The organism is Fumia xinanensis (genome assembly GCF_014384905.1).
Taxonomy (GTDB): Bacteria; Bacillota; Clostridia; order Oscillospirales; family Ruminococcaceae; genus Fumia; species Fumia xinanensis.
Window position 1 is genome coordinate 603,576 of the sequence record NZ_JACRSV010000001.1, and the last position, 22,839, is coordinate 626,414.

Annotated in this window: 15 protein-coding genes; 8 read left to right on the plus strand and 7 right to left on the minus strand. The window is 50.6% G+C overall.

The window, feature by feature from the left end; genetic code table 11:
* Positions 1-154 precede the first annotated feature (154 nt).
* A complete protein-coding gene (locus tag H8710_RS02960) occupies positions 155-1,039 on the plus strand; it encodes a DUF4434 domain-containing protein (RefSeq protein WP_249293914.1) in 885 nt (294 codons plus the stop codon).
* A 49-nt stretch (positions 1,040-1,088) separates the two neighbouring features.
* On the opposite strand, the gene H8710_RS02965 is transcribed toward H8710_RS02960, so the two are convergent.
* The 4 genes from H8710_RS02965 to H8710_RS02980 form a co-directional block, all read right to left on the minus strand.
* Positions 1,089-2,951, minus strand: coding sequence for a diguanylate cyclase (locus tag H8710_RS02965; RefSeq protein WP_249293915.1), 1,863 nt, complete (start codon positions 2,949-2,951; stop codon positions 1,089-1,091).
* Positions 2,952-2,973: 22 nt separating this feature from the next.
* Positions 2,974-3,615, minus strand: a complete 642-nt coding sequence (locus tag H8710_RS02970) for a substrate-binding periplasmic protein (RefSeq protein WP_249293916.1) — start codon at positions 3,613-3,615, stop codon at positions 2,974-2,976.
* Positions 3,616-3,796: 181 nt separating this feature from the next.
* Complete coding sequence (locus tag H8710_RS02975) at positions 3,797-4,750, minus strand: L-lactate dehydrogenase (protein ID WP_249293917.1); 954 nt, start codon at positions 4,748-4,750, stop codon at positions 3,797-3,799.
* Positions 4,751-4,783: 33 nt separating this feature from the next.
* Positions 4,784-5,827: an NAD-dependent epimerase/dehydratase family protein gene (locus H8710_RS02980; protein ID WP_249293918.1), complete on the minus strand. Its 1,044-nt coding sequence runs from the start codon at positions 5,825-5,827 to the stop codon at positions 4,784-4,786.
* 452 nt (positions 5,828-6,279) lie between these two features.
* Between H8710_RS02980 and H8710_RS02985 the strand changes: the two genes are divergently transcribed.
* The 4 genes from H8710_RS02985 (at position 6,280) to H8710_RS03000 (ending at position 8,129) form a co-directional block, all read left to right on the plus strand.
* Positions 6,280-6,678, plus strand: coding sequence for a hypothetical protein (locus H8710_RS02985; RefSeq protein ID WP_249293919.1), 399 nt, complete (start codon positions 6,280-6,282; stop codon positions 6,676-6,678).
* Between the two features lie 36 nt (positions 6,679-6,714).
* Positions 6,715-7,038 (plus strand): hypothetical protein, encoded by a 324-nt coding sequence (locus tag H8710_RS02990; protein ID WP_249293920.1) that lies wholly within the window; start codon positions 6,715-6,717, stop codon positions 7,036-7,038.
* Positions 7,032-7,214: a hypothetical protein gene (locus H8710_RS02995; protein ID WP_249293921.1), complete on the plus strand. Its 183-nt coding sequence runs from the start codon at positions 7,032-7,034 to the stop codon at positions 7,212-7,214. The genes H8710_RS02990 and H8710_RS02995 overlap by 7 nt, the downstream gene beginning before the upstream one ends.
* Positions 7,215-7,337: 123 nt before the next feature.
* Positions 7,338-8,129, plus strand: coding sequence for a PHP domain-containing protein (locus tag H8710_RS03000; protein WP_249293922.1), 792 nt, complete (start codon positions 7,338-7,340; stop codon positions 8,127-8,129).
* 43 nt (positions 8,130-8,172) lie between these two features.
* Here H8710_RS03000 and H8710_RS03005 read toward each other — a convergent pair whose 3' ends face one another.
* Positions 8,173-10,038: a DUF5696 domain-containing protein gene (locus tag H8710_RS03005; RefSeq protein WP_249293923.1), complete on the minus strand. Its 1,866-nt coding sequence runs from the start codon at positions 10,036-10,038 to the stop codon at positions 8,173-8,175.
* A 547-nt stretch (positions 10,039-10,585) separates the two neighbouring features.
* Positions 10,586-16,861 (minus strand): DUF4855 domain-containing protein, encoded by a 6,276-nt coding sequence (locus tag H8710_RS03010; protein WP_249293924.1) that lies wholly within the window; start codon positions 16,859-16,861, stop codon positions 10,586-10,588.
* A gap of 761 nt (positions 16,862-17,622) precedes the next feature.
* Here H8710_RS03010 and H8710_RS03015 point away from each other — a divergent pair.
* From H8710_RS03015 to H8710_RS03025, 3 genes are all read left to right on the plus strand, one after another.
* Complete coding sequence (locus H8710_RS03015) at positions 17,623-19,380, plus strand: ABC transporter ATP-binding protein (RefSeq protein WP_249293925.1); 1,758 nt, start codon at positions 17,623-17,625, stop codon at positions 19,378-19,380.
* Complete coding sequence (locus H8710_RS03020) at positions 19,367-21,139, plus strand: ABC transporter ATP-binding protein (RefSeq protein WP_249293926.1); 1,773 nt, start codon at positions 19,367-19,369, stop codon at positions 21,137-21,139. Before H8710_RS03015 ends, H8710_RS03020 begins: the two co-directional genes overlap by 14 nt.
* Positions 21,140-21,453: 314 nt before the next feature.
* The gene (locus tag H8710_RS03025; protein ID WP_249293927.1) at positions 21,454-21,702 is read left to right on the plus strand and encodes a helix-turn-helix domain-containing protein; all 249 of its coding nucleotides are present in this window, start codon (positions 21,454-21,456) and stop codon (positions 21,700-21,702) included.
* 9 nt (positions 21,703-21,711) lie between these two features.
* On the opposite strand, the gene H8710_RS03030 is transcribed toward H8710_RS03025, so the two are convergent.
* Positions 21,712-22,812: a glycoside hydrolase family 32 protein gene (locus tag H8710_RS03030; protein WP_249293928.1), complete on the minus strand. Its 1,101-nt coding sequence runs from the start codon at positions 22,810-22,812 to the stop codon at positions 21,712-21,714.
* Between the last annotated feature and the right edge of the window lie 27 nt (positions 22,813-22,839).

The following is a 22,839-nucleotide window of genomic DNA, read 5'->3' on the forward strand; positions in this document are numbered from 1 at the left end:
CTATAAATTTGGACAGCTTTTTTGAAGAAATAATGTTTCTTTCAAAAAAGCTGTTTTTACATAAAAATGGAGGGAGAACTTTTGATTCTTGACAACGATATTGATGTCTGTTACATTGGGTAAAAGCGTTGATAAAAGAAAGGCGGCAGATCATATGACAAAGCCAGTCACAGGAACTTGGTTCGAGTTTCAGCATCACAGCAAAATCGAAGGAACTTACTGGAATCCTTTGCTCAAAAAGATGGACGACGGCCAATGGCGGCAGCTCATCCGGGATATGAAAGCAGAGGGAATGGAGGTTCTCGTTTTACTGGCGACGGCGCTGGATTTTAGGGCCTATTTTGACACCGATATTTATCCAAAGGCGGATCTCAACTGCGCCGACCCTATTGGCGTCCTTCTTTCTGAGGCAGAGGCCCAGGAGATGAAAGTTTTCATGTCCTGCGGATACTACGACGACTGGAATTATCCATTAAAGAACCGCCAGAGCTTGGAGGTGGAAAAACGCGCCTTCCGGGCCATGGAACAGATTTGTGAGCAGTACGGACATCACAAAAGCCTGTATGGGTGGTATCTTCCGGACGAGGCCGGTATTGACGGCAAGATGACCGACGAATTTATGGATTACATCAACCGGTATTCCGCACAGATGCACAAGCTGAGCAAGGATTATAAAATGCTGGTGGCGCCATATGGGACCCGTCTCATCTGCACCGACGACGAGTACGTATCTCAGCTGGAAAACCTTGACTGCGATTTTATCGCTTATCAGGATGAAGTAGGGGTGCAGCGTTGCCAGGTGGAAGAGTTGGCAGGAGTTTATGAAGGATTGAAAAGGGCGCACGACAAAGCGGGACGCAGTAAACTTTGGGCAGATATAGAGGCGTTTTCCTTTGAAGGTCCAGTTTACGACAGCCCTCTTTTGGCAGCTCCAGAAGAAAGGGTGAAACGCCAGGTAGAGGCGGTCTCTCCCTTTGTGGACCGGGTACTGATTTATGAATACCAGGTACGGTTGGGCAAACACGTGGAAATTAAATAACATAAAAAAGCAAGCCAATTCCGGCTTGCTTTTTTGTATAATAAAATCCTCAATTGTCTTCAGAAGATAAGGCGTCTTCCTTGTTCCATATGTGAAAGTTGTTACGGCCGCGCTCCTTGACTAAATAAAGGGCCTGGTCAGCTTTCCGGTAAAGGTCATCAAAATCCTGATTAGGCTCGGCGATCGCTACGCCGATACTGGCAGTTAATGGTCCCGTATTGGGCGCGAATTCTGCTTCAGAAATAATTTGACGCAGCAGCTGACATTTTTCTGCCACATCCGCTCGCCCAGCCCCTTTCATGAACACGGCAAATTCATCGCCGCCAAATCGGCCTAGAATATCGTTTTTACGGAAGACTCTTTTGAGAATATCTGCAATCCGCTTGAGAGCTAAATCCCCGTTATAATGGCCGTAGGTGTCGTTGATTTTTTTGAAATAATCCACATCTAAAATAAAAAACGCGCCGCCGTCTTCTTTTTGGTCGGAGCCAGGAGCCAAATAATCCGCCGTGTGCTGACGACAGGTAGCCGCATTGTAAAGTCCGGTCATGCTGTCCCGCTCTGCCTTATATTGGAGCTGTTCCTGATGTGTCTTTTCCTCCTGAATGTCGACGATTTTACCGATGACATAAATAGGCTGCCCGTCGTTGTCGTCCACCTGCTTAAAAATGACACGAATCCAGCGGGAGGAGTGGTCGGGAAAGGTGTACAGGGTTTCTTCCGAACCTCCTTTTTTACCTTTCTCCAAGATGGTAAACTTGCTTGGTATTTTCATCTGAGAAAGATTTTCGGTAACCATGGGCCACCCGAGAAAACGAGCACTTTTTTCCGGCAGGGACAACCTGTCATTTTGTATATCGTATTCGAATAAAAATTCATTGGAAATTTCGCTGACTTGACGGTAGCGCTCGGTCTCCAATTCCCGCACACGAAGGTTCATACGGTCTTTGTGCCGATTGAGAAGAAGCAGAACCACTACAAAAGCCATCATAATGACCAGGAAAAACAGGGCGACTTGCTGGGGATTGGCGGCAGCGTAACTGGAAAAAGTGATCTGATCTGGCTGATAGGCGTTTGCATAAAGAAACGACTGCAGAGAATCGTTATCCAGGCATTGGATGGCCTTGTTCATTATGGTCAGCAACCGAGCGTTGTTTTTGTCAACGAGACCGAAACAGAATGTCCGGGACCAATCCTCGGATTGGGGAATGACATTAAGATTTCGGTAGTTTTTAGCGGTCTGATAATACTGAGTGGAATAGCTTGTAAGATAGGTGTAGTCCATCCTGCCGGATGCCACCGCCCTGATACAGTCCTCAGTTGTTTCAAAATAGGAAACATGGCCCTTATATGGGCCGGTGTAGGTGAGGTTTTTAGTCGAGGCGAGCTTTTTGCCAGACAAGTCTGAAGGGTCTACCTTGCTGTTGAAAACGGCGTTGAGCGGAATGGTGATATAAGGAGTGCTCACCAAAAAAGGGTGACTGTCAAAAATCCGGTCGTCGTCGGTAATGCCGACGACGATGTCAGCGGCTCCGGACTGTATGAGGCTCTCCACTTCCTCAAAGGTGTCAGCAATAGTCAGTTCAAACTGCAGCCCTGTTTTTGCGGAGATAAAATCGAGAATATCAATCGAGAGACCGCGGGCCTCCCCACTTTTTGGATCTTTATATTGGAGGGGAGCGTTTCCTCCAGCGGCAACCGCCTTCAGAACCGGCGCAGCATCGATATAGCTTTTTTCGGTGTCTGATAAAAACAGCTTTTCATTTCCTCCAAAATACTTTTGATGGAGAAGTGCAGTAAATGCAGGATCAGTCTGCGTGATACTGGCTTGAGCTGAATTCAGGGCGTTGACGATATCGCTGCGCCCTTTGGTAGTCGCAAAATAGAAGGGTCGGGGATTGATTTGAGCCACGGGGCGGACATTTTCTAAGTGATCAATATCGGTCACAAATAATAGCATCAATTTCGTTATTGTCTAATGCTGTTACCATATCTTTTTCTGTGGAATAAGAGATCTGTTCCACGGTAAAATTGTTCATTTTCGCCAATAACTGCAGACTTTCGGCCTGCTGTCCCGGCGTTCCGAAAATGCCTACTCGAAGAGGATTGAAGGTGAAAAAATTAGTATTGTCGATTTTCCCGTTTTTGTCCAGCACAGAGAGATTATAGTAAGAAGTGCCATAATTAGAGCTAGGGTAATCGAACATTTCCCCTAGGGACTCGTTATAAGCGAGGCAGCCCATCAAATCAATTTTGCCGTTCATGAGCATATCGAGCAATGTGCTGAGTTGTTCGTTGATAGTGCCGTCAACTGTGACGAACTCGTAATCCCATCCGGCGTATTGGGCCACTTCCATAAGATATTCATAAGTATAGCCGCTGTAATGTCCGTCCTCATCGATTTCTGTCAAGCCGTTCTGGATCGGATAGCCTACCCGGATCAGCTGTCGGCTTTCGCTGGATTTATTGTCGATAGCCGACACGGGAAACGAAAAAAAGGAAACAAATAGTATCGAAAGGCAGAAGAGGGACAGGAAAATCCGACTGGGATTATTTCGTGCTCGACGAATCATCATGAGCGACAGTCCTCCTCAAAAATACAATAAGAACCGAAATACGCCGAAAAGTATTTATATTTATTTACCATTATATACTCTTTTGTTTTATTTTGCAAATTATTTGGGTAAATACTTTAAAAAGAAAAATCCCTGTTTTCCATCGGAAAACAGGGATTTTATTTTGCCCAAATAGCTGGATTTACAGGCCCAGGTTCAGTTCGTCGTAAGCCTCGTGGAGCGTCTGGCAGGATGCATGGAATTTAGAGGTTTCTTCTTCAGAGAGGGAAAGGGAGAGCACTCGTTGGATTCCGTTACGATTTACAATGCAGGGAACACCCGCGTAGACACCGCTTTCTCCATATTCTCCCCGCAGCATGGCAGAGACGGTGAGTACGCTGTTTTCATTGCTGAAAATGGCTTTGGTGATGCGAACCATAGCCATGCCGATACCATAATAGGTGGCCCGTTTCGCCTTGATGATCCGCTGGGCAGAAGTGCGGACCTGCTCTTCAATATCCTTCATATCTTCGATGCGGCAGCCGCCTGTCTCACCGCAGAGGTCAAGAATCGGTTTGGTAGCGAGCATGGCCTGGGACCAGGCGACGAACTCACTGTCGCCGTGCTCGCCGATGACGTAAGCGTGCATATTTCGGGGGTCGACGTTAAAGTATTCGCCCAGCATGTACCGTAGGCGGGCGGTGTCCAGAGCGGTGCCGGTACCCAGGACGCGGCGGGGGTTAAAACCGGACAGTTTGGCGGTGATGAGGGTCATGATATCCACCGGATTGGTAGCGACAAGGAAGATTCCGTTGAAGCCCGACTCAGTGATAGGGCCGATAATGGAACGGAACACCTCTGTGTTCCGGGTGAGGAGGTCAAGGCGGGATTCCCCGGGCTTCTGGGCGACACCAGCACAAATTACAACAATGTCGGCGTTTTCGCAGTCTTTATATTCTCCCGCGTAGATTTTCATGTGGGAGGAGGAAAAAGCCAAACCGTGGTTTAAATCCATGGCTTCGCCTCGGGCTCGCTCCTTGTCTACGTCGATGAGCACCAATTCATCACAAGCATTTTGATTTAAAAGGGCATAGGCATAACTCATGCCTACCATTCCAGTTCCAATCAGGACGACTTTTCGGTTATCAGTATTCATACATTTTCCTCCAGTTTAATGGAAATCTAAAATTTAAAGGGTCTTGGCTGCTCTGGTCCAGCGAACCGCATGTTTTAGCCGGTGATTTTGGTCCATCCACTGGACGGTGTCCAGTAGGGTTTCCCGCAGAGGACGGGGAATATACCCCAGTTCCTGGGTAGCCTTTTCATGGGAAAACTGGGCGTTGCTCCCCAGAGTATAGAGAGAATACGAGGTATACAGCGGTGGCTGTCGAAGCATTTTATACCAACTCTCCGCCAAAGGGGCAGTCGCTTTGGCAAACCAAGTGGGAAGGACGGTTTTGATTTCCTTCCAGCCTGTGATTTCGTGCAGAGTGCGGAGAAGATCGGTCACAGAGTAGTACCGGTTGGAGAGAATATAGCACTCTCCCTTACGGCCCCGCTTTACACAGGCAAGGATTCCGTCGGCAACATCCCGGACGTCCACAAAATCATATCCGCCGCTGACGCAGGCGGTGAGGCGGCCGTCCAAGTAGTCCAAAATCAGCTGAGTCAGGTGCCCGTGGCCGAAATCGTTGGGCCCAATGATACCGGATGGGTGGACGACAGAAGCGTCGAGTCCCTCTTTGGCAGCATTGAGCACAAGCTGAGTCGCGGCGGCTTTGGTATGGGCATAAAGGCCTTTGACCAAGCGGGGATCAAAAAAGTTCACTTCGGTAATAGCCTGCCCTTTTTTCTTTTCTGGCAAAGCGTGAACCGAACTGACATGAATGAGTTTCTTCACGTGATGTTTTCGGCACAGGTCAATGACATTCTGGGTGCCGTTTACATTTACGTCCCAGACCTTTTGCTGATACCGGGAGGCAATGGAGACGATCCCAGCTGTGTGGATGACAATGAGGTCAGCACCCTCTCTTTCCGTGAACAAGGGGGATAGGCTGTCCAGAGAGAGCACGTCTCCCTCCAAAAGGGTCAGGCGAGGGTCATCCCATTTGACCGTATGGTCACCCGACATAGTAAGGCCGCGAACGGTTTTCCCCTGATCCAAAAGCTTGCGTACAATGGTATTTCCCAAGTGCCCATTGGCACCGGTTACGATATAAATTTCCTGATTCATCAAGACACCTCCCAAAGGACAAAACTACCACTTTTCCTACCTTCAGTATACCCGCAATGGGTATCCAACCCGTGAATAGACTTTAAATTTTTATCAGGGTTTTCCAAAAAGATGTCATGGAATGTCAGGTAACTGTTATGCTATACTGGCTTCAGAAGACAAGAGGGACGAGCATCACAAAAGCCCTGATAGGCAGGGCCAGCAGGGGCAGGAGCAGTGATGCAGACCAGCTTTATTCCAGGTCCGGCAGGCGCAATGTTTTATAATTTTTTTCTGGCCAGAAGTTTGGGGCAAAGAAAAGCCTCTTTATACAAAACGCCTATGGACCGTTTTATCATACGGATCCATTTGGCCGCGCTTTGATCTCCAAGCGGCCAGATGGACGGCTATACGAAGGGATGATGAAGATGGAATACAATAGATTTTTATTGGAGAACAGAGAGGAGAGGAAGATGCTACTTCAAAGCCTTTATGATTGGGTAGACCGCTGGTTTGGCACCTTCCTATGGCAGAAGGAGGGCGAGAGGGAAGCGGCGCAGCTGGCAGCAACAGTTGCCGGAGCGCAAACAATGCAGAACCCACCGAATACCCGAAAATACTTACCGGAAGGCTTTGATTTAATCTTGTTGGAGGGGAGGGAAGACTGGTTTCGGATTGCTTTGGCGGCATCTGCTGGAGTTTCCGTGCAAACCATGGCCGAGCTTTGCGCCGATTTGGCGTCAGATGGGACCATGGTCTTTGATAGTCGTCTTGTGACGATTGACAAAGCCTCTCTGCGGGCGCATAAAGGTCGGTTCTCCATCTTAGCTCAGGGGCGGTACGCCCCAATTTGTGAAAACATCTCTCTCTAAAATTCATGATACAATATTAGAAAGAAGGAGTTTCCTATGGTGGACTTTATCGCCAAATACTGGCTGGAAGTGCTGTTTGGCGCGGCGCTTGCGGCCTTGTCGGCGGCCTACCACGCGCTTTCCAAGCGGTTCCGTGAACAGGATGCCATCCGTTTGGGAATTGTCGCTTTGCTCCGGGACCGAATCATCGGCTTTTACAATCATTATTGGGAACTGGGCTTTTGTCCTATTTACGCCCGGGATAATTTATTGAGCATGTATAAACAATACCACAATTTAGGCGGTAACGGGACTGTTACCCAGCTGGTGGAAGAGCTCCAGAGGCTCCCCACCGAGAAGAGGGAGGGGGACGAATGCTGAAAATATTTTTCAATCGATTGGATAAACTGCTGACCATCAAGAGTATTGTAACGCTGATTCTGACGGCTGTATTTGCCTGGCTTTCCCTGAAAGGCGTTTTGAATGCAGATCAGTTTCTTGTTATTTTTACCACGGTCATTGCGTTTTATTTTGGCACACAGGCCAAAAAAGACTAAGTATTCTATTCTTCTTTTTATTGCCCGGCCAAAACTGGCCGGGTTTTGTTTTATACTTGATATTCTTGACATTCCTGTTAGAGAGGTGTATCATGAGGAAAACACAGATTAGAAGGTGCTGCTATGAGATTCTCTGTCAACCATGATCTTCACTGCCATACTGGCCTGTCCCTTTGTTCAAACGACCCGAAAATGACGCCGGAATGCATTCTGCGCCACGCTGAGGAAGCAGGCTATGATGTTCAGTGTATTACCGATCATTTTTGGAGTGACAGTATTCCAGACGCCAATGAATTTTACCAGGAACAGGGGTTGCTCCACGTTTCTCAAAGTTTACCGCTGCCTGAGTCCCAAAAGGTACGTTTTTTATTCGGCTGCGAGACGGAATACTGCGGGGAGGGGAAGCTAGGCCTTGCTCCAGAGCATTACGACCGGTTCAGCTTTATCATCATCCCACCCAACCACTTCCACATGGAGGGGTTTACAAGATCCTCTTCCTGTGACACCAAGGAAAAAGTGGCGGAACTTTTCACCCGACGTTTAGAGGAGCTCTGCGAGTTGGATCTGCCCTGGAAAAAAGTGGGAATCGCGCATCTGACCTGTGGGCTTGTTTGGATGAAGGGCGGCTTTCCTGAGGTGTTTGAAAGGATGGAGCCGGAGCGCCTCAAACCGGTTTTCCGCAGGTTTGCCCAGCTGGGAGCGGGAATTGAACTGAACGCGGACTGTTTCCTTCCGGGATGGCGGGAGCAGGAGGATGCTCACTTAAAGCTCTACCGCATCGCCCGGGACGAAGGCTGCAAATTTTACTGCGGCTCCGACGCTCATCATCCGGAAAGTTTGGATATGGCGACGACTATGCGGGAAGTGGCGGATCTATTAGAATTGACCGAAAGTGAACGATATCTCATTCCTTAATCATTAAAACCCCTGTACAGAACTTTCCGCACAGGGGTTTTTCTCATGCTTCTTCTATGAGATAAGTATTGGTTCGAAAATCTACCGTGATAGACAGGCCATTGTCAAAAACAGTCCGCTCTTTGTTCAGATTTCCGTCGACAAATTCGTGGCGCACCATCTCGGAAAAAGCGACTTTTTCCTGGAAGGCAGCGACGGTTTCCGCCAGGGCGATTTCGGCCTCGTCCGCTTGGATGTCCAGATAGGGCATTCCGCCGTTTAACAGGGCGCAGAGATAGGATTTTTTGCCGACGAGGCGGCCGTAGGCATCGTCACGGATTTGCCAAGGAGTCATGATACAATCATGGTAGACGAGATTCATGAGCGGGACAGGGATCCCCCGGGGAGTCTGGCTCTGGTCAGCGTTCCAGGTTCCTGGATAAGGAGCGTGGTGGCAGAGGTCCAGGTGGGGAATGGCGAAATCGCAGGCTTCCTCACTGCTCATAATAGTGCCTTTGGCGCGGAGGTATTCAAAGCAGTTTGCACGGTATTCGATACATTCGGTTCGGGTCATTGGGTGCTCAGGATGCCGGCATTCATCGGGACGGACCACTGAGAACACGTCTAAGTATACTCCGTCAGGGCAGATGCCAAGTTCTTCAAGGCCGATGTGATTTCGGCGGACGTACTGGTCGGCCATGGAGGTGCAGAGATAATCTTGCGGGCCGCCGTTCCAGGTGCATTCGCCGGGGATATTCTGTCCGGCTCCGTGCATGGAATTTTTAGGGTCGTAGGTGGCGGCATCGTGGTAATAATCCCGGTACTGGTCGTGAATGGCGAAGAGTACGTCCAGTTCCCGGCAGGCGTCTTGAAATTCCTTCATGGCGCCGGCGCCGCCAGCAGCCTCGCAGGGGGGGAGGACATCGGGATGCCGCTGGTCATAACCGTCAACTCCCCATCCGTCCAGGTGGAGGTAAGCCTTTTGGAGGCCGCGGACCTTGAGGGCTCGGAGCTGTTCCTGACGCTCCGCAAAAGTGGCGAACTGGCGGAGCATATCCGGTGCGGCGGTTTTATAGATCACTGCCTCCGGCTTGATGTAGGAATAGATACAGGTGTGGATGACAGGACTTCCCGCAAGCCGGTTTAAATTGGGGTTTGACACCGCCTTTTGTTTGAGCGTCAGCAGTTTCCCATGCTCTTTGACATAGCGGCGGTAACTTTTACAGAAGGTGTTGTAGTCGCAGTTAGAGAAAAACTCCATCCGAAGGGTGCGTTTATAGGAAATCCGTCCCATAGAGGAGCACCAGCGCATATTGAGATGGGTGGGGCCGCCAGCGGGATGAATGAGGTCATATCCGCAGTCAAAAGGGGTGGTGATGATCTGCAAACAGCCATGGCCGCAGTCAATTTGTCCCAGCCAGGGCATATAGGCGGCCCGGTCGTAGACGAAAGACGGTGCTACCGCCTCGACGGCATGGGGCCAGTTATTGGGAATCAAAGTTCCCTGCATCATGGGGATGACTGTGTATGCCTTTTCGCTGTGGTTTTTCCACAGAAACGGCGCGGGCCAACAAAAATCAATCGTCTCATCCGATTCGACGAGCGGATTCAGTTCCGCATAGAGCCGACCGGTAGCTTTTTCGAGCCAGTAAGAAGCGGTGAGGCTCAGGGGCAGAAGACTTCCCTCATACTGCCAGTGGGAATAAACAATTTTCCAGCCGTCGCCTACTCCCGTGTGGATTTCTTCCCGGTGGACGCAGAGAGCATCGGAAAAGGGAAGAGAAACTTCCTTTCCATTCAAAAGCAGCGTGACGGTGGGACGGAACGCCGGGTCTTGTTTCCAGGTATAGCCGTCGTGTGTGACAGAGATGGTATCCGTATCAGGATAAAACTCCGCGAGAATGTTTTTTGCAGTAACCTGCAGATTCATAGATAATCCCTCGCAATAAAAAATTTTATCCGCAGCAATCGGTTAAGGCGGCAATTCATTTTATCTATCCGCCGGATCCTGCTCATCCGGCAACCTTTTCCGACCTGCGAACAGGCCATCTCCTTTTTCTCTCCATATCGATAATCTGCCAGAGAGGCAGCATAATATCTGTAGCTGTGTCGATTGTAACACATCAACGAAGTTTTACACCAGGAAAACAAAATGCTGATACAATGTTCTCACAGCGGAATATTAGCGCCTTTTGGCGCCATGCAAATGGCTAAACCGTTTGCAAGTGAGGACATTATAGCACATAACTTGGGATTCGGGAAGAGTTTTTGCAAAAGTACAGCCCAAGAAGCATCAATTTTATAAATCTATGACGTTTTATATTATTTTTATAAAAAACAAAATCGGCTGGAAAAACCAGCCGATTTTGCTTTTGAGAGGAATGGAGATGATCCTCTCAAAATATGATGTGGAGATTAGGAGATTGCTAAAGAAACTTGTTTTTTGATATAAGTGATGCTGATTGAAATAACGAACGTTATTTCACCCATGCGCCGGAAGCGTCTAACTTGTAGCCGCCTACGGTGGTGTTAGCGGCCATTTTGCCGCTGGCGTTGAAGTAGTAGCATTTAGCATTTACCCAGTTCCAGCCGGTCGCCATTGCGCCGCTGTCTTTCAGGTAGTACCAGGTGGTACCCTGCTGGAGCCAGCCGGTAAACATAGCACCGTTGCCTCTAAAGTAGTACCAAGTGTTTCCTACCTTCACCCAGCCGGAGTTAGCCATGCCGCCCCAGTCATAGAGGTAGTACCATACTCCGCCGTTGTAGAGCCAGCCGGTCTGCATGACACCGCTTGCGCTTAAGAAGTACCAGGTGTTGCCCAGTTTGAGCCAGCCTGTCGCCATCACGCCGTCGGATTTCAGGTAGTACCACTTGTTATCCACTTTCTGCCAGCCGGTAGTCCGGATGCCGTCAGCGTTCAGGTAATACCACTTGCCGGACACTTTCGCCCAGCCGGTGACAATCTCGCCGTCTTTGTCTGTCAGCTTGTAGCCGTCGTCTGTCTCTTCCCAGGTATAGGTGTCATCTCCGGTAGGAGGAGTCTCGGGATCCGGTTTATCGCCGGGTTTGGAAGGAACGTATCCGCCGCCGCCGGAACCGCCTCCACCGATGGAGCTGCCCTGACCGATGCTGCCACCTGTAGGTGCATCGCTGAATTTCTCGATGTAGGGGATGGTATTTGTCAGAGTGCCTTTCATGAACTGATAGGTGTAATCATAAAGGTCGCGGAATTGCTGCTGTTTTGCGTAAGCAAGCGGGTAGATGGCCCGAAGATCCTGATACCACGCACGGTAGACGTTGGGACCGTCAAATCCATTTTTCACACCGGAATTTAAGTAATCCAGGTATTGATTATAGCGGAGCGGAGATTGCATAACGCGGTTGTCAAATTCCATCTCAAGACCGATTTGAGCGTAATTTGCCAGTTTTGCAGCGTTGTCCACACGTGTAGTGCCTCCGGCTCCTGCACTGGTAGCGTTCGTCGGTTCTTCAAAGAAATGGTTGGGCTGAAGGGCGACTGCGTCGAATCCCGCTTTGTCGGCCCAAAGGGTTCCGCTGGCGAAGAAGTAGGGAATCCAGTAGAAGTGATACCCTGCTTCATGGATGATGTCAGCAGCGTAGAGCCGGGTGTTGACTTCATCGCCGAGACCTTCCGCCAGCCAATAGATACCGGAAAAGTCGATGTACTCGTAATCTCTGCGTTCCATTTCGCCGATGACCATATCGAGCCACCAGTCGATGAGGTATTTCCAATCCTCTTCCCGGGTGAGATTCATCTCCCGGCCGTTTAATGTGCCGAATTTTTCGATGCCGGTGTGCACTTCTGGAATGGTGAGAACCAGTTTTACCTTGTAATTCGGGTCGCCCAAGTCGATAGAAGCCTGTCTGGCGGCTTCGTTTAAGTTGTCGATGTCGCCGCCCTCTTTAAAGATCTTTTCATAGTACCAGATCCAGTCTTCGATCTGCGGAGGACCGACATTTGGATCAGGGGTATACGACCGGCCGTATTGAGACCAGAGACCCAGCAGCAATACACCGTCGAACATGGTATCCACTGATTTTCCGTCGTAGTCCACATAGGTGAGATAGGGTTTGTACTGTTCAGCAGACCAATCGCCGCGATGAATGCCGGTTTCTTCGTCGACGCCGTACCATCCATTGTAGCAGAGCACCAGATCATGAATGCCGCCGGTGGTTTCCTCACTGGGAACCAGATATTTCTGACCGTTTTCCAGATCACGGCCGCCTTCAGCTATGAGGGCGCCGTCTTTGATGCCGTCGTAACCCATGATTTCGATTTCATCAATGGTATTCCAGTTACAGATTTCGATGTCGATGCGAACATACCGGCAGGCTACCATATCAGCGCCAGCCAAATCCTGAGAAACGCCGTTTGTATCGGTAAAATGCCAGCCAAAGCTGTCCAACCGCTGCAGCCAGATGTTAGTATCGCGGTTTTCGGACAGCGGCGTCCACCGCTCGCCGTCCATCGAGGCAAAGGTTAGGATGCGCCAGGGTTTGTTGCCGCCCTTCATGTTGAACTGGAGGCTAGTGATGGTTTTGACGTCTTCCAGATCGACGACGATGGTCTTTAACGGCCACAAGTTGTATTTCTGGACATAGTCCTGGCTCTTAAAGCCGAACCATGCAGGGTCGGCCAGCGAGTCGGTGCCTCGGATACCATCAGTCAGCTCGATGCCGTTTGTGTCGGGATAGGTGTTGTCAACGTTTGCGGGAGTGGCGGTGTAGGGTTTTCCCAACGCCACGTTATAATGCTCGCCGGGAAGGTTCATGACAAGACCCGCATCGGAACATTTTCCGCGCTTTCCGACCACTTCAATCTCATCCACCGACACGGTTTTGCCGTAGGGGATATCGAATTCTACGCGGAGATAGCGGATGTAGGCTTTTGCAGCTCCTTCCAAGTTGGAGTAGAAGGAGTCGGCGCCTCCCTGCCAGAGGAAGGAGGAAGCGCGGTCGCCGGTTGCTGATGCTTGGGTAAATGTCTTTAATGTAAACCATTCAACATTATCAGCAGAGACTTTGAACACTACGTTTTGGGGCATACCAGAGCCGTCTTTGGTGTGCAGAAGGATCTGGGATACCGAGTTGAAGGAGGTCAAATCAACATTCATGGCGATGTGGTTGTCAGAAGCATTGGAGGAAGAATCAAATTCTGTCCAATCCCCATAAAAACCGTCAGTGAGCAAAGAAGCGCTGCCCATATTAGGCGTGCGGGATAAAGTTACGTCATATCCGCTGATCAGGTTGTAGGTCTGGCCGTTGTCGGGCTGAAGCTCGGCGTCGGCGAGGCCGTCGTTGGTTTTGAGAACTTCAATTTCGTCTAAGGCAATGACCTGATCCATCGTCATGGTCAGTTTGACATAGCGGCCGGTGACGGGGCCGGAAGTCCCGTAATCAAACCGCTGAATGCCGCTGGGAGCTGTAGACCAGTTTAAATTCTGCCCGGTAAAGTCTTTCCAGTTTACTTTATCGTCGGAATACTCCACCTTGATGGCGGTGGGATACTGGCTCTGGAAGGCGTTAAAGCTCTTGTAGCCGCCTGCGCCTTCATAGGCGTTATACGCAGCCCATTCGTTGGCGTCCGGGCTGGGAGCGCCTCTTCTGCCGTCGGTGAGTTTTCTGCCGTTGTCCGGCATAAGGGGCATGAAGCTCCATTGGGCCTCATAATCGCAGCCAAAGGCGATGTTATTGGGATCGGGGTCGATGATCTCCGCTGGAGCCTGTTCGGGCTGTGCTGCTTCGCGGGGGAGCGGGTCTTTGAGCACTTCGATCTCATCCAGGAACACCCAGGAATCATAGACAAATTCCACTTTGACGTACCGGGCGCTGAGAGGCTGCGGAGAGGTGTATACATAGTTGAAAATGCCATTTGACGGAATGCCGCCGGCTTTGAGGAAGCCCGCTTTGACCCGTTCAAAGCTCTGAGTGGAACCCAGGTCGAGAATCACGTCAAAGGTAGAGGTTTTTTCCTTCAGTTCCTGCCATCCGCCGTTGGTGTTGGAGATGTAGACATGGATTTCAGAGGGACCGGCCACGCCGTCGGCCCGCAAAATATTCATGCGGATTTCCTGAAAGGTTTCTATCTGTTCCAGGTCGAGGATAACCTCGGCGTTTTTCTTGCCCTGGTCGTGCCAGAAGTTGTAGCCAACCCATGCCGGATCCTGAACGGTGACGCTGGCGTATTTGCCGTCGGTCAGCTCTTTGCCGTCTGTGTCGGTATAGGTGTCTGCCGGATGGTTTGCCGTGTAGGGTTTACCCAGAGCCAGATTGTTGCCCTCGGGCATGACGGGGCCTCCTGTCAGCACCAGTTTGCCGTAGGGAGACCGGGTAGCGGTTTTCGCAAAGACTTCAATTTCGTCCAGGAAGGCCCATGAGCCGCCGCCAGTGACGGTGATGCGAATCTGATCGGCGGTAATGGGATCGTCGGCAGTCAGCGCCACTTCAAAGCGGCCGTTGCTGGATCTGCTGATATTACCGTTGTAAAGGACGTCCCATTCGTCCTTGGAAGCGAGTTTTCTCTCCACCTGGATGGCGGCGGGATAGGAAATACCTACGTCGTTAGCCTGAAGCATCCCCACGTTGACCTGCTGGAAAGAAATGGTTTCGTCCAAATCAAATTCCATGCTGAATTTGGAGACGGTGCCGGTGTGAATACCGACGCTGTTGGCGTCGTTCCAGCCGGTGGCTTTTACGCCGTCGGTCATTTTGGCCCGCTGGAGGTCGGGGTAGGACTCATGATAATTTGCATCTGCCAGCTCGGTAGCATAGGGGATTCCGGCAATCAGGTTATCCAGTTTTTCGTTTACCGTCAAAACGCAGATATTGCTTTCCGCTGCAGCGGAGGTTTTCCCTTTTGTATTGGTGACGACCACCCAGTATTCTCCGCTGTCGGAGAGGGCGGCTGCCGCGATGGCGTAAGAAGGACTGTTCTCCCCGATGGGATCGCCGTCTTTATACCACTGATAGGAAAGGGTTCCGCCGTCGGTGGCGGAAGCGGCGATTTCAAAGGTGACAGCGTCGCCTTCAATGGCGGCTGCTCTGGAGAAAAGGTCGCTGTGAATGACGGGGGCGACAGCGTCGGCCGTCATGTCGATGACGGTCAAAGCGCAAAGGGCGCTTTGTACGCTGTTGGTCTCTCCGTTGAGGGTATTGGTAACAGTGACAGAGTAGTTTCCGCTGTCGGCAAGAGTCGCCGTCTCGATGGTATAGGAAGGGCTGTCTGTTCCAACAGGGTCGCCGTCCCTGTACCACTGGTAGGAGAGGACGCCGCCATCAGAAACCGAGGCTTCTACCGACAGGGTAACAGCGTCGTCAGCGTTGACGGACGTCGTTGCAGGAAGGTTTTTTGTCAGAGCGGGGGTCTGCGGGCCGGACTCGACGCCGAGAATGCGGACGTCGGTCAGACAGAGATAGGTAGATTCCGGGACGGGATTCGGAGTGATCGAAACACGGACCTGCCGCGCTTTGACAGGAGCGCCCGCCAGATCGACGGTGTATGTAAAGGGCGCTTCTATCTGTTCCGGGTTTCCTTCGCCCGCCAGCACCCAGTCGTTGGCTGTTTCGTCAAAGTACTCCACCTGATAATGGGTGGGTCCCATAACGCCATAACCGCCGTTGATGCCGATGATTTCCACCCGGTAGAGGGTCTGGCTGCGAGTGAGGTCAAAGGTGAGGGTTACAGGGTCGCCGCTTGCCCGTTTACAGTAATGGACGGCGTCGGCGCTCCAGATGCTGGTGGCGGTTGCGTCGTCGGTGAGCTTGGTGTGGTCGGGGTCCTCATGGCCGCCGTTGTATTCGCTGTCTTTCCAGTTGGTTTCATAGGTTAGGCCTTTGGCAAAGTCAATGAGATTGCCGGGGACCAGAACCTCGGAAACTGTCAGAGTACAGCTCTTGCTGAGAGTATCGGCGGTTTCGCCCTCCAGGGTGTTGGTAACTTTTACCTGGTAGCTTCCGCTGTCGGAAAGAGCTGCGCTGTCAATGGTGTATACCGGGCTGTTTTCCCCCACGGGTTCTCCGTCTTTCATCCACTGGTAGGAAAGGACGCCGCCGTCGGAGACGGAGGCTTCTACCGAGAGGGTAACCAGGTCGCCCAGCAGGGCGGTTTCTTCCGACGGAAGATTCTTTGTAATAGAAGGAATCTGCGGACCGGAAGCCACTTCCCCTTCTTTGCCCCAGATTTTAATATCGGTGAGGCAGAGGAAGGTGGGATAGGGCGTTACCGATATGCGGATCTGCTGCGCCTTTACCGGCGCGCCGGGCAGATCGACCAGATAATCGTAAGTGCCCAGTTCGCTGGTGGGGTTTTCTTCGCCCGCCAGCACCCAGTTGTTAGCCGCTTCGTCGAAATATTCTACCTGGTAGTGGGTGGGCGTTTCAACGCCGGAACCGCCGTTGATGCCGATGATTTCCACCAGGTGCAGATCCCGTGGCTGACCCAAATCAAAGGTAAAAGTAATGGGTTCGCCGCTTTCTCTAAAACGGAAGTGGATGGCGTCGGACCCCCAGATACTGGTGGCCGTCGCGTCGTCAGTGAGTTTGGTATGGTCAAAATCTTCGTGGCCGCCATTGAATTCACTGTCTTCCCAGTTGGTTTCGTAGGCGAGGCCTTTTGCAAAATCTACCCACTCATCTGGCGCGCCCAAAACCGTTACCGGTGGAACGCTGTAGAGCAGGCAGGTCCAGGCCAGTATCATACTGATCCAGGAACGGATGCGAGGTCTTGCTTTCATTTACTCAACTCCCCTTTTTATAAATATCTCCTAAAATCATTCAGCAGAATATTCTGCCTCCTACTTCATATATAATACAAAAAAATCGTTATAAAAATAGTCTTTTTATGATAAAATGGTCTATATTTTACAAAAGTAAAATATTGTCAAGTGTAAAGCCAAATGGTGATAACTCAGGAATATCATTAGAGAAGGGTGGCGATATCAAAGTTGTTAGCTGGCTAGAATGGAAATAAGAAGTTTTTGAGAAAATTGTGCCTTCGGTGCAGATTTCTTTTTAAATAGAAGCAACTGAGAAAATTCGTTTTTTTATTGGTCAAATTAGCTAATAAAATTCAGGAAATTCAGCAATCTTTATAGAGACTTTTTTGCCAAAAAGGGTTTTCATTTTTTTTCAAACCGCTATAATAGATTAAAACCAGACGAAACGGGTGAAATTCCTGTCTGGTGAGACTGGAAAAGCAGACATTATGTCGGAAAGAAGTCCCGGGTTTATTACTCGGAAAAAGAGATTGATTTAATACAGGATTTTCTCACTTTTTTTAAAAAATAACAAGTCCTTCCACAAATAAGTATTGATGTTATTTTTTACACAGTACGGCTCGCTTTGAGAAAAAATAGCAGAAAAATTAAAAAGTAGTTTTTGATCCAAGTTCATCTTGGTTTCATTGGAATTTTGTGCCTTTGCCGCAAATATAACAACGGCAATTTTACGGCGGAGTTGTAAAACGGTACAATTCCCAGAAAGGAATGAAGAGTTTATGTTCCAGATCAAATGGATGTGGAAAAATCTCAAAGGACACCGGGTGCGATACGTCATCGGCCTGATTATGTGTTCCATGTCTGCGGGGCTGGCGCTGGCTACCCCCCTGATCTCACAACAGATCGTTGACCTGATCCTGTCTCCTCCGCCGGGACAGGAAAGGCGGGTGGAGCTGCTGGTTCCATTGGTGCTTTTGATGGTAACCGCTGTACTGCTGAAAACGGGCCTCGGCTATACTCAGGTCATGATCAATGAAACCACCGTTATGGATATGCTCCACAGCATCCGTTGCTGCATCTTCAAAAATCTTCAGCAGCAGGACATGAGCTTTTTCGATCGTAACCGAGCTGGAGACCTGATGACTCGCATGACTGGCGACCTTGATATGGTGCGGTATGCGGCGTCGATAACCATCCGTGTCATCATCGACGCAATTACGGTATTTACAGCCATTCTAATCTACTTTTTATGTACCGATGTACTGTTTACCTTGGCCCTCTGTGCCATCCTGCCGCTGATATTTGGGGTGTGCTATGTCTACTCCAAAAAGGCGCGGCCCATGTACGCCGATATTCGGGAACGGCTTGCGGTTCTGAATACCAGAGCTCAGGAAAATATTGCCGGCAACCGGGTGGTCAAGGCTTTTGCTCGGGAAGGGTATGAGATTCACCGGTTTGACGAAAAAAATGCCGATTATCGAGACGCCAACATCAGAGTCAACAAATTCTGGATGAAATACTACCCGGCTATCGAGCTGACGGCCCAGTCCATGGCGATTGTCGTATTGCTGCTGGGCGGTATTTTCGTCATGAACGGTCGGATTACTCTTGGCCAAATGATGGCGTTTTCAGGACTCAGCTTTACTTTTGCAAATCCCATCCGTAACCTTGGCACCATTCTAAACGATATTCAGCGTTTTCTGGCTAGTGCTAACAAGGTTATTGAACTTTACTATGTGCGGCCGCTGATTGTCAACCGTGTTGATTGTCATAAAGCTGAAGGCCGGCTCAAAGGGGCCATCACTTTCGATGACGTGACGCTGCAATTCGGCCGGCAAAGCGTTCTCAAACACATTAATCTTGACATAAAACCTGGAGAAACAGTAGCAATTATGGGCAACACCGGTTCAGGGAAGACCATCCTTATGAATCTGATTCCGCGGCTCTACGATGTTTCAGAAGGTGAGGTTCGTATTGATGGCCTGAATATTCGGGACTGGGAGATTCATTCCTTGCGGCGGAACATCGGCGTTGCGACTCAGGACGTTTTCCTTTTCTCCGATACCATTGACGGAAATATTGCATATGGAGATCCCGACATGAGCGAAGAGGAAGCTCGGCATTATGCTTCCATTTCAGCAGTGGATTTCGCCAGTAAGATGTCCGACGGATACGATACCTTGGTAGGCGAGCGGGGTGTGGGGCTGTCCGGTGGGCAGAAGCAGCGCATCGCATTAGCCCGCGCATTGGCTATCAAGCCCTCCATCCTCATTTTGGATGACACCACTTCTGCTGTAGACATGGAAACAGAAAAATTTATTCAACACAATCTTCAGAACCTGGATTTTCCCTGCACCAAGCTCATTGTGGCCCAGCGGGTTTCCACCACCAAGCACGCTGACCGTATCATAGTAATGAAGGACGGCCAAATTTCCGAAATCGGCACTCACGCTGAACTGGTGCATCAGGGAGGCTATTACGCCGAGGTCTGCGCCTTGCAGGAAGCTTTAGGAGGTGACGAAAATGGCCAAGCGTAACCGATTTGACGTGGATGAAAGCTTAGAGACTCCATTTAACGCGGCACACCTAAAACGGGCGCTGGTCTACGGAAAACGCCATGTGAAAAAGATGGTCATCGCCCTGATTTGCAGCATTATCTCGGTGCTGTCAAGCCTCATTTACCCCTTGATCTTGCAGCGGGCTTTCGACGTGACCATCCCCGGGAAAAAGTACATGGAATTGGTTGGGCTGGCGGTTATCGCCCTAGTGACGATTCTGGTGAGTATCGTCATGGTTTGTATACGGTCCCGGCTCATGGTCATTGTGGGGCAGGAAATTATTTATGATATCCGTAAAGACTTGTTTGAACATCTCCAAAAACTTCCATTTCAGTTTTACGATGACCGTCCCCAAGGTAAAATCCTTACCCGTGTTATTCATTATGTCAATAACGTGTCGGATATCCTGTCAAACGGCATCATCAATTTTTTCCTGGAGATTTTAAATATCTTATTCATCGGTATCTTCATGTTTGCGGTCAATGTTCAGCTCTCTCTTATCGTTTTGGCAGGCGTTCCCATTTTTCTTGGCATTATCTTTATCATCAAGCCACGTCAGCGGAAGGCTTGGCAGAACGTTTCCAATAAGGGAGCCAATTTGAATGCCTATACTCAGGAATCCATCGACGGCGTCAAAGTTACACAGCTTTTTGACCGGGAAGAACGCAACGAGGAGACCTATGAGATTTTGAGTAAGGATCAGAAAAAAGCTTGGGTAGGCGCCCAGTATGTGGCCAACGTGGTTTGGGCCTCAGTGGAAAACATTACCTGCTGGGTACTGGGAGCTCTCTACTTGGTTGGAGTGTTGGTGCTGCAGCCCGGGGTGAGCTTCGGCACCATTGTGGCGGTATCGAACTACGCTTCCCGATTTTGGCAGCCGCTTCTCAATCTCTCGAACCTCTATAACAATCTTATTAACTCTATCGCCTATCTGGAGCGCATCTTTGAGCTGATGGATGAACCGGTGACGGTGGACGACGCTCCTGACGCAACTGAGCTGCCTCCCATCAGGGGCCGGGTCACATTCGACGACGTGACCTTTGGGTACACCCCCGACCGGAACATCTTGGAGCATCTGTCCTTTGAGGCGAAACCCGGCGAGAGCATCGCACTCGTCGGTCCCACCGGGGCTGGAAAGACCACGGTGGTAAACCTGATTTCCCGATTTTACAATATTAACGACGGCAAAGTGCTCATTGACGGGCATGACATTGCCCATGTGACACTCCACTCCCTCCGCTCCCAGATGGGGATTATGTTGCAGGACAGTTTCATTTTCTCCGGTACCATTCTGGACAATATCCGGTACGCCAAGCTGGATGCCACCGAGGAAGAGGTCAAAAAAGCCTGCCGAACCGTCTGTGCCGACCAGTTTATTGAAGAAATGGAGCAGGGCTACTACACTCAGGTCAACGAGCGGGGCTCCCGCCTTTCCCAGGGACAGAAACAGCTCATCGCCTTTGCCCGGACTCTGCTGGCCGACCCGAAAATCCTGATATTGGACGAAGCTACCTCCTCTATCGACGCCAAGACGGAAAAACTCGTCCAAATCGCCATCGATGAGCTGTTAAAAGGGCGTACCTCCTTCATTATCGCCCACCGGCTCTCCACCATCAAAAACTGCGACAAGATCATGGTGATTTCCGACAAGGGGATTTTGGAGTGCGGGCGGCATGAGGAACTGATCGAGAAGAAGGGGGCTTATTACAAGCTCTACACGGCGCAGATCAGCGGGTAGAACGCAACGAACTTGACAGGATTCTGTAGGGGCGGGGCTTTGCCCCGCCCGTTTTTCCCAGACGTTCGCGGTTGATCGCGGGCGGAGCAGAGCCCCGCCCCTACCTGCGATTTTACAGCAAAACCCCGCTTGCTCCATTTGGAGCAGGCGGGGTTTTTGCGTTGAATCTCATTGAGTTCTCAAAATATTTACAAGTTTTTTTCTGTTTTATGGGCTTTGCGGTCCCTGTGATAACAAAGTGATAACACTCTGATAGTAGATTTTTATTTCGAGGTTCCGTACAATATCCTCAAACAAACCAAGGAGGAAACAGGATGGAACATAAGAAAAATCAACTGAAAATTTTTTGTGACAACGTGAAATACCTGCGCAAAGCAAATGGCATCAGTGCCCGGGAAATGTGCCGGATTTTGAAAATCAGCGCCCATTCTCTCAAAAGTCTGGAATCGGGCGAGGTTCCACCCAAAATGAGCGTGTCGGTGGTGTTGCGGCTTGCCGATTACTTTGACCGGAAGCCCTTCCAGCTGTTTTCGCCGTTGGAACCGGAGAAAATGGAGGACTGAAAAGGGGATCTACTTTACATACCAAAACGACGCGTTATATTCGCCTCCATTCACAAAAACCTCGATGAGCTTGGTGTCCCGAAGAATTTTCACTTCATCGATTCGGCCGAACGTCTTGTCCAGGACGATTTTCTCCCCGTCGAAGAGCAGAAGGCGGTTGTCCCGGACCCTCACGTGCTCGTCGCTGTCGACGAGGAAAGGCCGGATGGATTCCACCGGGAAGCTCCGCAGTTTCCCGTCCTCCAGCGTCAGGACCCGCGGGATGGACAACGCGCCGGCGTTTTCCGTGGGGAAGGGTGGCTGCGACCGGCCGGGATTGTAGGCCCAGCCGATGATGACGCGCCTGCCGTTTTCGTCGGGAAAGGTCTGGGGCGCGTAAAAATCGGGGCCCTGTTCCACGGGCTGCTGCGAGCGGGGGGTAAAGGCCCTGCCGTCGTAGTCGCCTATGAGGAAGGCGGTGGAAAAGTCCCGTTTGCCGTTGTCGCCCATGATGGAAAAGCTGAGGATATATTGTCCGTTCAGCTCAAACAAATCGGGACATTCGATGGCGGGGGAGCAGTCCGCGTTTTGGTAGAGGACGCCCGCGTACTCCCAGCGGATCAAGTCGTCGGACTCAAAGAGAAGCACCTTTCCGACGCCGTCCACGCCCGCGCCGCAAACCATCTGGTAACGGCCGCCGTACTGGAACACCTTGGGGTCGCGGAAATCCCGGTTGTCTCCCAGAGGAGAGCAGGGGAGGATGGGGTTTCCCTCGTACTTATGGAAGGTGAGGCCGTCGTCGCTGAAGGCAAGCGACTGGGTCTGGCCCAGCGCCTTGGAGACCGAGGTGTAAAAAAGGTAAAGCCGTCCGTCCTTTTCGATGGCGGAGCCGGAAAAACAGCCGCCGCCGTTTTCATAGGGCATGTCCGGGTACAGGGCGATGGGCAGCTCCTCCCAATAGAGCAGGTCGTCGCTGACGGCGTGGCCCCAGTGCATGGTGTCCCATTTGGGGGCGTGGGGATTGTGCTGGAAAAAGGCGTGGTAGCGGCCTTTGTAGTAGATCAGGCCGTTGGGGTCGTTGAGCCAGCCTCGTTTGGGCTCGAAATGGTATTTGAGCGGTTCGGGGAGCATAATGACGCCTCCTTTGAAGGTTTGACT

Coding starts and splice junctions, on each gene's coding strand:
- H8710_RS02960 (WP_249293914.1), top strand. CDS start 155: ATGACAAAGCCAGTCACAGGAACTTGGTTCGAGTTTCAGCATCACAGC.
- H8710_RS02970 (WP_249293916.1), bottom strand. CDS start 3,615: ATGATGATTCGTCGAGCACGAAATAATCCCAGTCGGATTTTCCTGTCC.
- H8710_RS02975 (WP_249293917.1), bottom strand. CDS start 4,750: ATGAATACTGATAACCGAAAAGTCGTCCTGATTGGAACTGGAATGGTA.
- H8710_RS02980 (WP_249293918.1), bottom strand. CDS start 5,827: ATGAATCAGGAAATTTATATCGTAACCGGTGCCAATGGGCACTTGGGA.
- H8710_RS02985 (WP_249293919.1), top strand. CDS start 6,280: ATGCTACTTCAAAGCCTTTATGATTGGGTAGACCGCTGGTTTGGCACC.
- H8710_RS02990 (WP_249293920.1), top strand. CDS start 6,715: ATGGTGGACTTTATCGCCAAATACTGGCTGGAAGTGCTGTTTGGCGCG.
- H8710_RS02995 (WP_249293921.1), top strand. CDS start 7,032: ATGCTGAAAATATTTTTCAATCGATTGGATAAACTGCTGACCATCAAG.
- H8710_RS03000 (WP_249293922.1), top strand. CDS start 7,338: ATGAGATTCTCTGTCAACCATGATCTTCACTGCCATACTGGCCTGTCC.
- H8710_RS03005 (WP_249293923.1), bottom strand. CDS start 10,038: ATGAATCTGCAGGTTACTGCAAAAAACATTCTCGCGGAGTTTTATCCT.
- H8710_RS03010 (WP_249293924.1), bottom strand. CDS start 16,861: ATGAAAGCAAGACCTCGCATCCGTTCCTGGATCAGTATGATACTGGCC.
- H8710_RS03015 (WP_249293925.1), top strand. CDS start 17,623: ATGTTCCAGATCAAATGGATGTGGAAAAATCTCAAAGGACACCGGGTG.
- H8710_RS03020 (WP_249293926.1), top strand. CDS start 19,367: ATGGCCAAGCGTAACCGATTTGACGTGGATGAAAGCTTAGAGACTCCA.
- H8710_RS03025 (WP_249293927.1), top strand. CDS start 21,454: ATGGAACATAAGAAAAATCAACTGAAAATTTTTTGTGACAACGTGAAA.
- H8710_RS03030 (WP_249293928.1), bottom strand. CDS start 22,812: ATGCTCCCCGAACCGCTCAAATACCATTTCGAGCCCAAACGAGGCTGG.